Origin of the sequence: Nonomuraea sp. KM88 (assembly GCF_052245635.1) — a bacterium.
GTDB lineage: Bacteria > Actinomycetota > Actinomycetes > Streptosporangiales > Streptosporangiaceae > Nonomuraea.
In genome coordinates this window covers 41723-56038 of sequence record NZ_JBQQCC010000001.1, presented here as the reverse complement: position 1 = coordinate 56038, position 14316 = coordinate 41723, and the positions used below count along the sequence as shown (strand labels likewise).

Annotated in this window: 15 protein-coding genes; 8 read left to right on the top strand and 7 right to left on the bottom strand. The window is 71.4% G+C overall.

Annotated features, from left to right (window positions below; translation table 11 throughout):
* Positions 1-93: 93 nt before the first annotated feature.
* A complete protein-coding gene (locus tag ACTWPV_RS00270) occupies positions 94-1182 on the top strand; it encodes an alcohol dehydrogenase catalytic domain-containing protein (protein WP_347641449.1) in 1089 nt (362 codons plus the stop codon).
* A gap of 33 nt (positions 1183-1215) precedes the next feature.
* On the opposite strand, the gene ACTWPV_RS00265 is transcribed toward ACTWPV_RS00270, so the two are convergent.
* Complete coding sequence (locus ACTWPV_RS00265) at positions 1216-1521, bottom strand: hypothetical protein (protein ID WP_443150117.1); 306 nt, start codon at positions 1519-1521, stop codon at positions 1216-1218.
* A 418-nt stretch (positions 1522-1939) separates the two neighbouring features.
* On the opposite strand from ACTWPV_RS00265, the gene ACTWPV_RS00260 reads away from it, so the two are divergent.
* Both ACTWPV_RS00260 and ACTWPV_RS00255 read left to right on the top strand, forming a co-directional pair.
* Complete coding sequence (locus ACTWPV_RS00260) at positions 1940-2434, top strand: cupin domain-containing protein (RefSeq protein ID WP_347641447.1); 495 nt, start codon at positions 1940-1942, stop codon at positions 2432-2434.
* A 101-nt stretch (positions 2435-2535) separates the two neighbouring features.
* Positions 2536-2844, top strand: a complete 309-nt coding sequence (locus ACTWPV_RS00255; RefSeq protein ID WP_347641446.1) for a hypothetical protein — start codon at positions 2536-2538, stop codon at positions 2842-2844.
* A 10-nt stretch (positions 2845-2854) separates the two neighbouring features.
* On the opposite strand, the gene ACTWPV_RS00250 is transcribed toward ACTWPV_RS00255, so the two are convergent.
* Positions 2855-5071 carry an MMPL family transporter gene (locus tag ACTWPV_RS00250; protein ID WP_443150116.1) on the bottom strand — a complete coding sequence of 739 codons (2217 nt, stop codon included), beginning with the start codon at positions 5069-5071 and terminating at the stop codon, positions 2855-2857.
* A gap of 99 nt (positions 5072-5170) precedes the next feature.
* Between ACTWPV_RS00250 and ACTWPV_RS00245 the strand changes: the two genes are divergently transcribed.
* Positions 5171-5722 (top strand): TetR/AcrR family transcriptional regulator, encoded by a 552-nt coding sequence (locus ACTWPV_RS00245; protein WP_443150115.1) that lies wholly within the window; start codon positions 5171-5173, stop codon positions 5720-5722.
* On the opposite strand, the gene ACTWPV_RS00240 is transcribed toward ACTWPV_RS00245, so the two are convergent.
* Positions 5719-6816, bottom strand: a complete 1098-nt coding sequence (locus ACTWPV_RS00240) for an ROK family transcriptional regulator (protein WP_443150114.1) — start codon at positions 6814-6816, stop codon at positions 5719-5721. The genes ACTWPV_RS00245 and ACTWPV_RS00240 overlap by 4 nt on opposite strands.
* A 99-nt stretch (positions 6817-6915) precedes the next feature.
* Between ACTWPV_RS00240 and ACTWPV_RS00235 the strand changes: the two genes are divergently transcribed.
* The 4 genes from ACTWPV_RS00235 to ACTWPV_RS00220 are packed head-to-tail and all read left to right on the top strand — an operon-like array spanning position 6916 to position 11108.
* Positions 6916-8145: a Gfo/Idh/MocA family protein gene (locus tag ACTWPV_RS00235; RefSeq protein ID WP_443150113.1), complete on the top strand. Its 1230-nt coding sequence runs from the start codon at positions 6916-6918 to the stop codon at positions 8143-8145.
* A complete protein-coding gene (locus tag ACTWPV_RS00230; RefSeq protein WP_443150112.1) occupies positions 8142-9392 on the top strand; it encodes an ABC transporter substrate-binding protein in 1251 nt (416 codons plus the stop codon). The genes ACTWPV_RS00235 and ACTWPV_RS00230 overlap by 4 nt, the downstream gene beginning before the upstream one ends.
* Positions 9389-10312, top strand: a complete 924-nt coding sequence (locus tag ACTWPV_RS00225; protein WP_443150111.1) for a carbohydrate ABC transporter permease — start codon at positions 9389-9391, stop codon at positions 10310-10312. Before ACTWPV_RS00230 ends, ACTWPV_RS00225 begins: the two co-directional genes overlap by 4 nt.
* Positions 10302-11108: a carbohydrate ABC transporter permease gene (locus ACTWPV_RS00220; protein ID WP_443150110.1), complete on the top strand. Its 807-nt coding sequence runs from the start codon at positions 10302-10304 to the stop codon at positions 11106-11108. Before ACTWPV_RS00225 ends, ACTWPV_RS00220 begins: the two co-directional genes overlap by 11 nt.
* On the opposite strand, the gene lepB is transcribed toward ACTWPV_RS00220, so the two are convergent.
* From lepB to ACTWPV_RS00200, 4 genes are read right to left on the bottom strand one after another with little or no spacing between them, the layout of a single operon-like run.
* Positions 11101-11457 (bottom strand): signal peptidase I, encoded by a 357-nt coding sequence (gene lepB / locus ACTWPV_RS00215; RefSeq protein ID WP_347641438.1) that lies wholly within the window; start codon positions 11455-11457, stop codon positions 11101-11103. The two genes, ACTWPV_RS00220 and lepB, sit on opposite strands and share 8 nt — an antisense overlap.
* Positions 11454-13256 carry an ABC transporter ATP-binding protein gene (locus ACTWPV_RS00210; protein WP_443150109.1) on the bottom strand — a complete coding sequence of 601 codons (1803 nt, stop codon included), beginning with the start codon at positions 13254-13256 and terminating at the stop codon, positions 11454-11456. Before ACTWPV_RS00210 ends, lepB begins: the two co-directional genes overlap by 4 nt.
* Complete coding sequence (locus ACTWPV_RS00205; protein WP_443150108.1) at positions 13253-13792, bottom strand: TlpA family protein disulfide reductase; 540 nt, start codon at positions 13790-13792, stop codon at positions 13253-13255. Before ACTWPV_RS00205 ends, ACTWPV_RS00210 begins: the two co-directional genes overlap by 4 nt.
* Positions 13789-14304 (bottom strand): MauE/DoxX family redox-associated membrane protein, encoded by a 516-nt coding sequence (locus ACTWPV_RS00200; protein WP_443150107.1) that lies wholly within the window; start codon positions 14302-14304, stop codon positions 13789-13791. Before ACTWPV_RS00200 ends, ACTWPV_RS00205 begins: the two co-directional genes overlap by 4 nt.
* Positions 14305-14316 lie beyond the last annotated feature (12 nt).

The following is a 14316-nucleotide window of genomic DNA, read 5'->3' as shown; positions in this document are numbered from 1 at the left end:
TGCGCCGAGCGTAAATTCGCCTGGGAGAGGTGTCAACGGGAGCACCGAGCAACCGCTTGCTCACAGCCTCGGCGCCGGGTTACCGTTTGGCCCATGCTGATGCGCGCGGCGGTCCTGACCAGGTTCCACGCCCCCATGGAGATCCGCGAGGTCGAGATCGCCGACCCCGGCCCCGGCGAGGCACGCGTGCGCGTCATGGCGTCCGGCGTGTGCGGCTCCGACCTCAAGGCCATCGACGGCAAGAGCCCCGTGGCGAGCCGGCCACCGTTCATCCTCGGACACGAAAGCGCCGGAGTGGTGGAGAGCGTCGGCACGGGCGTGACCACCGTCAAGCCCGGCGACCACGTCATCATCGCCATGAACGGCCCCTGCGGCCGGTGCCGCCCGTGCGGCGCGGGCCGGTTCCACCTGTGCTCCGGCCCGGCCAGGCTCCCCACCGTCATGGGCGGCCCGCCGCGCGTCACCCTCGACGGGCAGGAGACCCGCCGCTTCATCGGCATCGGCTCGTTCGCCGAGTACACCGTCGTCTCCGAGGCGATGTGCGTACGGATCACCGCCGACGCATCCTTCGCCGCCATGTGCCTGCTGGCCTGCGGCGTCGTCACCGGCGTCGGTGCCGTCACGAACGTCGCCAAGGTGCCCCCCGGCGCCACCGTCCTCGTCGTGGGCTGCGGCGGCGTCGGACTCAATGTCATCCAGGGGGCGGTGCTCGCGGGCGCCACCACGATCGTCGCCGCCGACACGGCCGAACCGAAACTCAAGCTGGCCGAACGCTTCGGCGCCACCCACACCCTCCTCGCCGCGGACCTGCCCCGGCAAGTGGGCGAACTCGTGAAGGGTGGCGTCGACTACGCCTTCGACGCCACCGGCGCGCCCGGGGTGCTCTCCCGTGCGTTCGCCGCCACCCGTGCCGGCGGGACGGCGGTCATGGTCGGCAGCCCGCCCCAGGGCCACCACGCCGAGGTGGACACCGGCCTGCTGTTCGCCTCCCGCCGCCTCATGGGCACCCAGGGCGGAGACTCCGCACCGCACCGCGACCTGCCCATGCTGGCGGCGCAGTACCTCCGGGGCCGCCTCGACCTCGACGGCCTCATCACGGAACGCCTGCCCCTCGACCAGATCAACGAAGCCGTGAACCACGTCCGCCAGGGCACCGTCGCCCGCACGGTCATCACCTTCTGACGACCGCCCGGCCGCGGTGCCCCGCGGGTCGTCTCAGTCCTCGTCGGAGAAGGCGCGGTAGTCGCGCAGCTCACGGCGCGCCTGGTGCCGGCTGCGACGGCGCTCCTCACGACGGAAGTAGTACCACTCCCGGTTCCCACCCTTGGTTTCGCAGACGAGCACGTGGTAACCGGGGGCGCCCCAGTAACAGCCGCCCCGGCGCCAGTTCGCGCTGTCGGCGGTGATCTCGTCCGGCAGCGTGCACGGCCCGAAACGATGATCATGCACGGGCACGCCGGTCATCGGCGGCGCGTCGGCCATCCGCACCCACCAGGGCCGGGTCTTGTCGGTCTTGCTCATACGGTCACCTTTCGGCTCCGTGACGCCCCGGGTTGGGGCCGTCGCTAGACCGGGTGCACCGTGATCACCTCCGACTTCGCATACAACAAAAGGGACCGAAGCGACAACGCCGCCCAGAGACCCTGATCCACACTACCCACGGACCGCGGCGGGTGGCGGGTTCCGGTCAGGACATTCGGGATGAGTCCGGCGCGACAACGCTTGCCCCGCACGTTTTCCTCGGATGCCCACGAGAAGGCACCTAACCCTTCGTCCCAACTGGGCAAGCTGATACGCGAGCCTGCAGCCGCACGAGTGTCCGCTTCCCGCGCTGCTCCGGCGCCTGCCTGGCCTGCGCTTGGCGGTGGCACCCGAGGAGGTGCCGATGCGTTCGGACATGAGCATCCATAGACTTCTCGTGAAGATCAGAGGAGGCGGAATGTCCTATCCCGAGCCCCGATACTTCGGCGAGGCCGGCGAGCACAGCGGCACTTTCCAGCTGGCCGGCCGGGAGCCCGACCTGTCCATGGGGGTGGGGGGCACGCAGGTGCACTACCTCGCGACGGGCGGCTCCACGAACGGAGCGTACGGCCTCTACCGGTGGGAGATGGGCCCGCGCCCGAGCGGCCCCGATCCGCACTTCCACCGGACCATGACCGAGTCGTTCTACGTGTTGTCGGGCACGATCCGCCTCTACAACGGCGAGGAGTGGGCCGACGGCAAGCCGGGTGACTTCCTGTTCCTGCCCGAGGGCGGTGTGCACGCTTTCAAGAACGAGTCGGGCGAACCGGCCTCGATGTTGATCCTGTTCACGCCGGGCGCCCCCCGCGAGGCGTACTTCGAGGAGCTCGCCGACATCGCCACCACCGGCCGGCAGCTGAGCCCGGAGGAGTGGACGGAGCTGTACCTGCGCCACGACCAGTACATGGTCTGACTTCGACGCCCCCGGTCGAGGTGCGGCAAAACCGCTGGAACGATGGGTGACCGGTCTCTTACCGTGTGTTACTGACACCACGGGGAGGAGAGACGGTGCACATGAAGAACGTCACCATGGCCGGGGCGCTCACCGGGCTGGTCATGACCGGGATGCAGGCCCAGTCCGCCGTGGCGGGAGACGTCCACGACTTCGGCGCCCTGGGCGTGGTCATCTGGAGCGAACCCAGGGCCGGTTCCGGCCGTGCCGGGATCGGCTACGCCGGCCAGGGGTTCGAGTCGGACCGGTCGGCCGAGTACGGCCTCTACCGCTGCGACTTCTTCGAGAGCACCCTGTGGCACCACGGCCGCAACATGGCGACCGGCGTCGTCGGCTGGGTTCCCGCCTGCAACCTGACCGACTCCGACTGACCAGGAGTCTTCACACGCCGGCCTTGACGGGCTCGCGGCGCGGCGCGGCCGGGGCCTCGTCCTCCTCGTGGCCCTCGACCGACAGATTGGGCAGGACGCGGTCGAGCCAGCGCGGGCACCACCAGTTGAGCCGCCCCAGCAGCACCATGGTGGCGGGCACGAGGAAGCCCCTGATGATCGTGGCGTCCACCGCGATGGCCACCGCCAGCCCGACTCCGAACGTCTTGACCATCGGATCCGGGTACGCGATGAACGCCACGAACACCGCCACCATGATGAGGGCGGCCGACGTGATGACGCGGCCCGTCGACCCGAGTCCCTGCGCCACCGACCGCGCGTTGCCCCGGTGCCGGTGGTACGCCTGCCGCACCGCCGTCAGCAGGAACACCTCGTAGTCCATCGACAGCCCGAACAGCACCGCGAACAGCATCAGCGGCACGTAGCTCTCGATCGGCACCGAGAAGAAGATGGTCTGCACGTACGACGAACTGGCCGGCGGGTCCATGCCCACCAGCCCGCTGCCCACCCCGATGGAGAACACCAGCGCCAGCGCCCCGAACGCGGCCCCGAGCGAGACGAGGTTCATCACCGCGGCCTTGATCGCGACGATGGGCGCGCGGAAGGCGAGCAGCAGAAGCAGCGCGCTCAGCAGCACGACCACGCCGATGACCAGCGGGGTGCGCTCGGCCATGCGGTCTCCCGCGTCGGTGAGCCCCGCGACCTTCCCGCCGACATGCACCTGCACGCCCGGCAGCGCGAGTTCCCTGATGTCCCTGACCACGTCGGCGGCCCGGGAGTCGCTCGGGGCGTAGTCGGTGACGACCTGGAGCAGGACCGACCGGCCCGAGGTGTTGACCTTGGGCTCGGCCACGTGTGCGGTGCCTTCGACGTCGTCGATCGCGCGGGTGAGGTGGTCGACGATCGGGTCGCCCGGGTCGGCGACCTTCGAGGGCAGCTTGGCGACCACGATCAGCGGCCCGTTGGCGCCGGGCCCGAAGCCGGTGGCCGTCAGCTCGTACGCCCGCCGCGACTCGGAGCCCTGGGTGCCGTATCCCTCGTCGAGGGGCCCGAGCTTCAGTGCCAGCGCGGGCGCGGCCAGCGCTCCCAGCACGAGGGCGCTGGCGAACAACACCCGCCACGGGCGGCGGGCGACCCACGAGCCGAGCCGTGCCCATCCGGCGCCGGACCCACCGGCGCCCTTCAGGAACGGCACCTTGAGCGCGTTGACGCGGTGGCCGAGCAGCCCGAGCAGTGCGGGGACGAGCGTGACGGAGGTCAGCACGGCGGCGACGACGGAGATGCCGGTGACCCAGCCGAGCGTGGCCAGCAGCGGGAAGCCGGCCAGCATCAGCGCGCTCAACGCGATGATCACGGTGCCGCCGGCGAAGACGACGGCTCCTCCCGAGCTCGACACGGTGCGGCGTACGGACTCCACGACCGGCACCCCGTCGGCCAGCAGCCGGCGGTGGCGGGACAGCAGGAACAGCGCGTAGTCGATGCCCACGCCGAGCCCGATCATCGTGGCCATGATGCCGGCCTGCTTGGGCATGTCGACCACCCACCCGAGCAGGCCGATCACGCCGAGCCCCGAGGCCACGCTGACCAGCGCGGTGAAGATCGGGATGAGCGCGGCCACCAGCGTCCCGAACGCGAACACCAGCACGAGCAGCGCGCAGAGCACGCCGATGATCTCGCTGGGCCCGGTCTTGATCTCCTTGTCGGCGGGCGTGGAGCTGTCCGCGGGCACCACCTCGAGCCCGGCGGCCCGCGCCGGGTCCGCGGCCCTGGACAGGCTCTGGGTGAGTGCGGCGATCTTGTCGCTGTCGTGGCCCTCCATGCGGATGCCGATGAGCCCGATCTGCAGGTTGGAGGCGATGCCGCCCACGCGGTACGGCGAGTCCACCTGCACGACGTGCGGCATGGTCCGCAGCCGGTCGACGGCCCGCTCCACGGCGCGCTTGGGCGCGTCCTCGGTGAGGGGGCCGTCGGCGGAGTAGACGACGAGCTGCACCGTGCCGCCCGCGGCGTAGCCTGGCCCGAAGCCGGTCTTCATCAGGTCGTGCGCGCGTTGCGCGTCGGTCCCGGGGATGCTCGCGTCGTTGCTGGTGGGGGCGGCGAACACGAGGCTGCCGCCCATCAGCGCGGCCGCCGCGACCACCCAGAGAACCAGCACGATCCGCCCGTGGCGCGCGCACCAGCCGCCCAGCCGTCCCAGCAACCGCGTCATCGCAAAGCCCCCACTCGACGGCCGTCCTGTACGGTCGTACAGGACATACGATAAAACGGGAAATATTGGGAAGGCTGTCTCCTCGAGAGAACTGAGACGATGACCACAGCCGACGACACCCGCACCCGGATCCTGGCCGCCGCCCGCGAGCTGTTCGCCGAGCGCGGCTACGCGGCCACGTCGCTGGCCGACATCGCCGCCGCCGTCGGGCTGACCAAGACCGCCGTCGCCTACCACTTCCACCCCAAGGACCGCCTGGCGGCCGAACTGCTCTCGCCGGCGGCCGGCGACATGCTGGCGCTGCTCGACGCCGGCCACGAGAGCCGGGACGAGTTCGTCGAGGCCCTGGTCGGGTTCGCGGTGCGCTACCGCTCGGTGATCCGCCTGTTCATGGAGGACCTGGCCGGCGATGACTCCGTCTCCCCCGTCTCGCCCGGCTCGGAGCGCGCGGTGATCAGGACGTATAGGGACGAGATCTTCACCAAGCTCGTGGGCGAGGACCCCGGCCCGGAGACCCGGCTGAAGGGCTGGGCCCTGCTCGGCGCGTTGCAGTGGGGCACGGTCAAGACCATGGACCTGCCGGAGGAGCAGGTCAGAGTGGCCATGCTGGAGTCGGCCAGGGCGATCTGGCAAGACCCACCAGGCGGCTAGAGGCCGAGGATCTCGCGCTCGACGTGGGAGAGCGCGAGACGTACCGCGCCCAGCGCCACCCCTTCGTCCCCGAAGGTGGACGCCACCACCTCGGGCACGCTCACGCACAGCTCGGCGAGGTGCCGCCTGACCGGTTCGAGCAGCACGTCGCCGGCCCGCACGTAGCCGCCGCCCAGCACCAGCAGGTCGGGGTCGATGGCCAGCGCGAGCGCCGAGGCGCCGACGGCGAGGGTCTCGGCGTAACCGTCGATCCGCCGCCGGGCGTCGCGGTCGCCGCGCAGCGCCGCCTCGAACACCTCGGCCGCCGAGGCATCCTTGACCAGGTCGCGGGCGGCGTCCTCCCAGCCGACCTGGCGCAGCGTGCCGATCTCGCCCGCGGCCCCGCCGCGCCCAGGATGCAGCCGTCCGCCGATCAGGATGCCCGCGCCCACCCGGCGGCCCATCATGACGTACACGACGTCGGATGCATGCTGGGCACTGCCGCGCCAGTGCTCGGCGAGCGCGGCGAGGTTGGCGTCGTTGGCCGCCAGCGCCGTGCAGCCGAACCAGTCTCCGGCCAGGCCCGCCAGGTCGACGCCCGTCCAGCCGGGCAGCGTGATCGACAACGACACGCGCCCGGTGCGGTCGACGATGCCCGAGGTGCCGGCCGCCACGGCCCACACGCGGGTGCGCGCCACGCCCGCGCCGTCCACGCAGGCCAGGCAGGTGCGGCGGGCGGCGGCCAGGCGTTCGTGGGCGGCGGCCTCGATGTCGACCTCGGCCCGCTCCCAGGCGATCACCTCGCCGCCGAGGTCGGCCAGCGCGGCCACGATGGTGTCGCCGCCGACCTCCACGCCCACCACGTAGCCGGCGTCCGCGCGGAACCCGAACCGCCGCGCGGGCCGCCCCATCGCGCCCTCGTCGGGCGGCACCTCCTTGACGTAGCCGCGCTCGCCCAGCTCGTCGAGGACCGCCTCGACCGTCTGCCTGGACAGCCCGGTGACGCGGCCGAGCTGCGTCAGCGTGGCCACGCCCTCGCGGCGCAGGGCCCTGAGCGTGGCCTGGGTGTTCACCTTGCGCAGCAGCGACGCGTCACCCGGCCGGAGCTCGGTCACTTATGAGACCTTTCTCCATAACTTCCCTATTGACGTCTACCAGCCCGGATCTTAGCATCGGCCGACATACGTGAATTGGTTACATAAGTGAGGAGCGCTATGATCACGCTCGCCATCGTCGGCGCGGGCTCGCGGGGCGCCTCCTACGCCGACCACGCCGTCGAGACCGGCCGGGCGCGCGTGGTCGCGGTGGCCGACCCGCTCGCCCGCCGCCGCGGCAGGTTCCCCGACGCGACCCCGTACGCCGGCTGGCGCGAGCTGGCCGCGCTGCCCCGCCAGGCGGACGCGGTCGTCATCGCCACCCAGGACCGCGAGCACGTCGAGCCGGCCGTGCGCTTCGCCGAGCTGGGCTACGACATCCTGCTGGAGAAGCCCATGGCGGCCTCGGAGGACGACTGCCACGCGATCGTGAACGCCGCCGAGCGCTCCGGCGCGATGTTCGCCGTCTGCCACGTGCTGCGCTACACGCCGTACACCAGGGTGCTGAAAGAGCTGCTCGACGCGGGACGGATCGGCGAAATCGTCAACATCCAGCACCTGGAGCCGGTCGGCTGGTGGCACCAGGCGCACTCGTACGTGCGGGGCAACTGGCGGCGGGCCGACGAGTCCACGTTCATGCTGCTCGCCAAGTCGTGCCACGACCTCGACTGGCTGGTGCACCTGACGGGCCGGCAGGTCACCCGCGTGTCGTCGTTCGGCGGCCTCCAGCACTTCCGCCCCGAGAACCGGCCGGAGGGCGCCGCCGACCGCTGCCTCGACTGCCGGGTCGAGCCCGACTGCCCCTACTCCGCCCGGCGCATCTACCTGCCGCTGGCGGGCGGGGACGAGTGGCCGCTGTCCGTGCTCACCGACGACGTCTCCGAGCAGGGGGTGCTGGAGGCGCTCAGGACCGGCCCGTACGGCAGGTGCGTGTACGCCTGCGACAACGACGTGGTCGACCACCAGGTCGTGAACCTGGAGTTCGAGGGAGGCGCGACCGCGTCGTTCACGATGACGGCGTTCACCCCGGCGCTCCACCGGCAGACGCGCGTCTTCGGCACCCGCGGCTCCATCGAGGGCGACGGCGACCGCCTGACCGTGACCGACTTCGTCACCGGCCGCTCCGAGACCGTCGACACCCGCCCCACCGGCGACGCGACGGCGAGGGGCGGCCACGGCGGCGGCGACCAGGCGCTGGTCGAGGCGTTCCTGACCGCGGTGGCCACGAGAGAGCGCGCCCCGATCCTCTCCTCGCCCCGCGAGAGCCTGCACAGCCACCTCATCGCCTGGGCGGCCGAGCGGTCGCGGCTGCGCGGCGAGACCGTAACCCTGGAAGGAACCCCCCGATGAAGGCAATCCACATCGCCGCCGCGCTGGCGCTCGGCGCGGGACTGGCCGGCTGCGGCTCGCCGACCCCCGCGAGCGCGCCGGACGCGCAGGAGAACGGCGGGCGCGGGCCGATCACGTTCCTCGGCGGCAAGTTCGAGGCCGAGTCGGTGCAGAAGATCGTCGACGCCTGGAACGCCGCGCACCCCGACGAGAAGGCGACCGTCGTGCTGCTCCCGGAGAGCGCCGACGAGCAGCGCCGCAAGCTCATCCAGAGCGCGCAGACCAAGTCGGACACCGGCGACGTCATCCTCATCGACGCGGTGTGGACCAGCGAGTTCGCCGCGAACCGGTGGGTGGACGAGCTGAAGCTGGACACGACCGGCCTCCTCCCCACCACCATCGAAACAGGGAAGTATCGAGACAAGCTCTATGCGATGCCGCTGTTCACCGGCACCGGCCTGCTCTACTACCGCACCGACCTGGTCAAGGAGCCGCCCAAGACTTGGGACGAGATGAAGAAGATCTGCGCGGACGTCCTGCCCGGGCAGAAGGGCATGAGCTGCTACGCCGGCCAGTTCGACAAGTACGAGGGCCTGACCGTGAACTTCGCCGAGGCCGTCGCCTCCGCCGGCGGCCGGCTGCTCGACGCCTCCGGCAAGCCCCAGGTCACCAGCGAGGCGGCGAAGCAGGCAGCGCGGTTCCTCGCCGACGGATTCGACAGCGGCATGATCCCCAAGGAGGCGATCACGTACAAGGAGGAAGAGGGACGGGTCGCCTTCCAGGAGGGCAAGCTGCTCTTCTACCGCAACTGGGCCTACGGCTACGAGGCCGCGCAGAAGACCGACGGCTCCAGCGAGGTCGTGGACAAGTTCGACGTGGCGCCCATCCCCGGGCTGACCGGCCCGGGCGCGGGCACGCTGGGCGGCAACAACCTGGCCGTCTCCGCCTTCTCCAAGCACAAGCAGAGCGCCAGGGACTTCGTCGCGTTCATGACCAGCGCCGCGCAGATCAAGGCGTTCGCGCGGACCAGCTCGATGCCGGTGGCGCGGACCGCGATCTACGAGGATCCCGAGCTGGTCAAGAAGTACCCGTACCTGCCGGCGCTCAAGGAGGGCATCCTCGCCGCCGTGCCGCGCCCCGCGGCCGTCAAGTACGGCGACGTGACCGCCGCCGTCCAGGAGTCCGCGTACGCCATCGTCACCGGCGCCAAGCCCGTCGACCAGGCACTGACCGAGCTGCAGTCGGCCCTCGGCCCGCTGCTCACGTGAGGGTGCGCCCGGCGGCCCCGCGCGGCCAGTCGTGGACGGCCGCGGCCATGCTGTCGCCCACCATGATCGTGCTGGCGCTCGTGGTCCTCTACCCGCTGCTCGCCGCCATGCGCGAGTCGTTCTACGAGAGCGGGCAGCGGCTCGACGCGGACGGGTTCGTGGTGGAGGGCGAGTGGTTCGCCGGGCTCGCCAACTACGCGGGCGTGGTGGAGCAGCGGTTCGTGAACGCCGCGTTCAACACCACCCTGTTCACCGTGGTGACGGTGGCGCTGGAGGTCGTGCTCGGGGTGGCCATGGCGCTGGTCATGCGGCGGGCCTTCAGGGGGCAGGCGTTCCTGCGGGCCAGCATCCTCATCCCATGGGCGGTCCCGACCGCGGTCGCGGGCCTGATGTGGAAGTGGATCTTCCAGGCGGACGGGGTGGCGAACGCCCTGCTCGGCACCGACATCCTCTGGACCGCGGACGGCCCCTGGGCCAAGCTCGCCGTGATCGTCGCCGACACCTGGAAGACCGCCCCCTTCGTCGGCCTGCTCGTGCTGGCCGGGCTGCAGATCATCCCGTCCAGCGTGTACGAGGCCGCCAAGGTCGACGGCGCCACCCCCTCGCAGACGTTCTGGCGGATCACGTTGCCCCTGGTCAGACCCGCCCTGCTGGTGGCCGTGCTGTTCCGGCTGATGGACGCGCTGCGCATCTTCGACCTGCCGTACGTGCTGGTCGGACCGCGCAAGCAGTCGGTGGAGACGTTGTCGGGGCTCATCTGGGACGAGGCGACACGGGTGCACTACGGGCCCGCGTCGGCGTACGGGACGGCGTTGTTCGCCTACATCGCGGTGATCGCGTTCGTGTTCGTCAGGCTGCTCGGAGCCGACCTGCTGAGCGACGTGCGCTCGCGCAGGAAGGCGGCCCGCCATGTGGCGTAGGGCCGCGATGACCGGCATCGCGCTGTACTGCCTGGTGCCGTTCTACTGGATGGTGGTGTCGAGTTTCCGCCGCACCGCCGACATCCACGACAAGTCTCCGCTGCCCGCCCCGTGGTCGCTGGAGAGCTACGACGCGGTCTTCGCCGAGGGCATGGGCTTCGGCCGGTCGCTGGTCAACAGCCTCGTCGTCGCGGGCACCACCACGGCGGTCACCCTCCTGGTCGGCACCATGGCCGCGTACGCGCTGGCCCGGCTGGCCTTCCGCGGCAAGAACGTCATCCTGGCCCTCGTGATCGCCGTGTCCATGTTCCCCGGCGCGCTGCTGATCGTGCCGCTGCTCAAGTTGTTCACGACGATCGGCTGGATCAACACCTACCAGGCGATGATCGTCCCGTCGATGTCCTTCGCCCTGCCGCTGACCATCTGGAACCTGACGACGTTCTTCCGGCAGCTGCCGTACGAGCTGGAGCAGGCCGCCATGATCGACGGCTGCACCGCCTTCGCCGCCTTCCGCCGCGTCATCCTCCCCCTGGCGGCGCCGGGGGTCTTCACCACGGCGATCCTGGCCTTCATCGCGACCTGGAACGAGTTCATCATCGCCGTCACCATGGTCAACGACCAGTCCCGCCAGACGGCCACGGTCCGGATCGCCCAGTTCACGGGCGCGGCCAAGTTCGACACCCCGTTCGGCACGCAGATGGCGGCGGGCGTGCTCGTGACGATCCCGCTGGTGCTGCTGGTGCTGTTCTTCCAGCGCCGCATCGTCGCGGGGCTGACGGCAGGGGCGCTCAAGTGAGCATGCCACCGCCCGGGAAGGGGACGGTGCCGATGATGTCGCGGCAGTCGACCAGCCCCAGCTGGCGGGAGTCCTGGGAGCGTGGGTTGTCCCCGGCCACCGCGACATGCCCGGCCGGCACGTGCGGCACATCCGGCATCGAGGGGGCAAGCCAGTCGGGCAGCGGGTCGCCGGCGATGGCGGCGACCCGCTTGATCCGGTGCGGCAGGCGCTCGTCCGCGACCCGGAAGACGATGATGTCGTTGCGCCGGGGGTCGCGGCGTAGCCGGCGTGCGAGCAGGTGCTGGCCGTCGTGCAGGGTCGGCGCCATGCTGGTGCCGCGCACGGTCACTCTGATCCAGCCGATCATGGCACCCTCGCGTCCTGGTAGCCGCCGGCCTGGAGGCGGAACAGCCGGGCGTACTCGCCGTCCGCGTCCATCAGCTGGTCGTGGCTGCCCTGCTCGGCGACCCGGCCGTCGACGAGGGTGACGATCAGGTCGGCGCCGCGTAGCGCGGACATGCGGTGGGAGATCAGCAGCCTGGTACGGCCCCGCGCGTGCCGGCGCACGGTGGTGTGCACACGGTGCTCGCCCTCGGCGTCCAGTCCCGAGGTGGGCTCGTCCAGCACGATCAGCTCGGCGTCGGTGCGCATCAGGCAGCGGGCCAGGGCCATCCGCTGCCACTGCCCGCCGGACAGCGTCACGCCGGCCCGCTCGCCGTCGTCGTCGGTGTGCGTCCGGGAAAGGACGGTGTCGTAGCCGCTGGGCAGGGCCGCCACGGTGTCGTCGGCGCCTGCCGCCCGCGCGGCCGCGGCGATCCGTGGCCGGTCGCCGAGGTGCTGGACCTGCCCGATGCCGATGTTCTCGGCCGCGGTCAGGTCGTAGGTCATGAAATCCTGGAACACCACGCCGATCCGCGCGCGCAGTGCCGCGACGTCCAGCTCGCGGATGTCCACACCACCCCAGGTGATCGCGCCGCGCTGCGGGTCGTAGAACCGGCACAGCAGTTTCACCAGCGTGCTCTTGCCCGCCCCGTTGACGCCGACGAGTCCCACAGCGGCGCCGGCGGGAACGGTCAGGGTCACCCCGCGCAGCACCCACGGGCCTTCCTCGCCGTACCGGAACCAGACGTCGCGCACCTCGATGGTCGCCGACGGAGGTGGCGTGCCCGTGCCGTCCGGCAGGTCGTCACCGGTGTCGAGGACGTCGAGGTAGTGCACGAACAGCCGCGCCGCGCGGACGGCCTCGCCGAGTTGGAGCACCACGCCGGACAGCCCGGCCTGCACGCCGGCCACCGCACCGAGGAACAGCACCAGGTCGCCGACCGGCGAGCCACCGGTGGCGACGTTCGTGGCGACCACGACCGTGCCCATCCCGGTGACGGCGGCGCCGAGCAGCGCGAGCCCGCTCTGCGCCAGTGCGCCGCGGCGTGCCACGGACAGCCGTGCGTGCGTGACCGCCGCCAGCGAGTCGATCATCCTGGTGTGCAGCAGCGTGCCGATGCCGAACAACCTGATCTCCTTGGCGGCACGCACATCGGTGAGCAGCGCCCGGTAGAACAGGCGGCGCCGGTCCGTGGCCACCCACGCCTCCTCGGTGGCCGCCTCGCGCCGCGCGGTCGCCAGCCTGGCGAGCACGGCGGTCAACACCGACACGAGCAGCAGCAGGGTCATCGGCGGCCACACAGCCAGCAGCACACCCGCGAAGCTGGTGAGCAGCACCACCGAGCGGACCAGCTCTTGCGCGAACTGCGAGACCGTGCCGGGCGCTTCCTGCGCGGCCTGCTCGGCGAGCCGCAACCGGTCGTGGAACGCGGGATCCTCGAGATGTCGCAGCCCTGGCAGGGCGGCGACCCGCTGGAACAGCCGGCTCTCCACGGTCAGCGTGACCCGGTGCTGGACCACCTCGCCGAGATACCCGGCGAGATACAGAAGAGCGATGGCCAGCCCTCCCGCGAGCGCCGAAGCGATGGCGAGGAACACCACCCGGCCCGCGTTCGCTGTACCCGTGGTGAGCTCGTTGACCAGCAGCATCGTCAGCCATGCCGCGCTCGCGGGCGCGGCACCCGCGAGCACGGTCAGTCCCAGCGCGGTGGTGGCGGTCACCGGCGCGGACCGGAACGGCAACGCGAGCGCCACCACGCCGGCACGGGCGGCGGACCGGGTCATGCCACCTTCGCCGGAGCGCCGGTGGCCTGCGCGAAGTCGTCGAGCCGGGTGCCGGACGCGGTCACCACGCCGCTGTGCGTGTGCAGCAACGTCGGGAACGCGACGATCTCGAACGCGCTCAGCACGGGATCGTCGACCCCGATGAGCGCGACCCGGCCCAGCACGCCGAGCTTGGCGACCAACCGCTCCGTCGCCTCAGGAGCATCCGGATCACCTTGCACCATGGACACGAACCGCGCCTCCGGCGGAGCGGCGACCAGCGCGTCCGACAACATCCGGCACGGCCCGCAACCGACCTGGAAGAACCCGACCTGGACCGGGCCGTCCAGATCGGCCTCGGAGATCGGGACGCCGTCCACGCCGGTCACCGAGAACGGGCCGACGACCGTGCCGGGCCTCGGCACGCTCGTGTGGCGAGCGGGCGCGCCGCCGTGCTCCTGCAGTTCGCGGACCCTGGCCACCAGCCCGAAGGTGAACAGCAGGTGCACCGCGACCACGGCAGCGAGCAGCACGACAGCGGTGGCGAGCACGGTCAACGGTTTCTCCCTGCGGGAACGAGGAGGAACGCGACATCCTCCCAGCGGATCGTGAGCAGACCGGCGAACGCTCCGGCGACCACGGCGACCAGCGCGCCCGGAGCGGACGCGGGCACGCCGCCGGCGAACGCGCCTGCCACGGCGACGGCCACCAGCAGACCGTTGCGGACCAGATGCCGCGGCCCGAGCAGGCCGCCACCCGCGCCGAAACACTGACAACGCACCGGCTGCCTGGACAGGACCGCACGCGCGATCCCAGCGCAGAACATCACGAGAAGCACGGCCGCCATGGCGTAGCCGGCCGGCCGCATGCCGGGGACAGCCAGCAGCACCACGGTGCCGGCCTCCCCCATCACCACCACGCCGGCGACCGGACCGGCGGGCAGCCACCGCGGCCCGACCGCCGCGACCAGGTCACGGAACCCGGCCAGCCCTTGCCTGGAACGCACCTTCCCCACGACCGCCGCAGAGAAGACAACGGCGAGTAACGCGCGGGCGAACAGGTCAAGCACCTCAGCCCCTCC

Coding starts and splice junctions, on each gene's coding strand:
- ACTWPV_RS00220 (WP_443150110.1), top strand. CDS start 10,302: ATGTGGCGTAGGGCCGCGATGACCGGCATCGCGCTGTACTGCCTGGTG.
- ACTWPV_RS00230 (WP_443150112.1), top strand. CDS start 8,142: ATGAAGGCAATCCACATCGCCGCCGCGCTGGCGCTCGGCGCGGGACTG.
- ACTWPV_RS00250 (WP_443150116.1), bottom strand. CDS start 5,071: ATGACGCGGTTGCTGGGACGGCTGGGCGGCTGGTGCGCGCGCCACGGG.
- ACTWPV_RS00260 (WP_347641447.1), top strand. CDS start 1,940: ATGTCCTATCCCGAGCCCCGATACTTCGGCGAGGCCGGCGAGCACAGC.
- ACTWPV_RS00270 (WP_347641449.1), top strand. CDS start 94: ATGCTGATGCGCGCGGCGGTCCTGACCAGGTTCCACGCCCCCATGGAG.
- ACTWPV_RS00210 (WP_443150109.1), bottom strand. CDS start 13,256: ATGACCCGGTCCGCCGCCCGTGCCGGCGTGGTGGCGCTCGCGTTGCCG.
- ACTWPV_RS00235 (WP_443150113.1), top strand. CDS start 6,916: ATGATCACGCTCGCCATCGTCGGCGCGGGCTCGCGGGGCGCCTCCTAC.
- ACTWPV_RS00245 (WP_443150115.1), top strand. CDS start 5,171: ATGACCACAGCCGACGACACCCGCACCCGGATCCTGGCCGCCGCCCGC.
- ACTWPV_RS00265 (WP_443150117.1), bottom strand. CDS start 1,521: ATGAGCAAGACCGACAAGACCCGGCCCTGGTGGGTGCGGATGGCCGAC.
- ACTWPV_RS00255 (WP_347641446.1), top strand. CDS start 2,536: ATGAAGAACGTCACCATGGCCGGGGCGCTCACCGGGCTGGTCATGACC.
- lepB (WP_347641438.1), bottom strand. CDS start 11,457: ATGATCGGCTGGATCAGAGTGACCGTGCGCGGCACCAGCATGGCGCCG.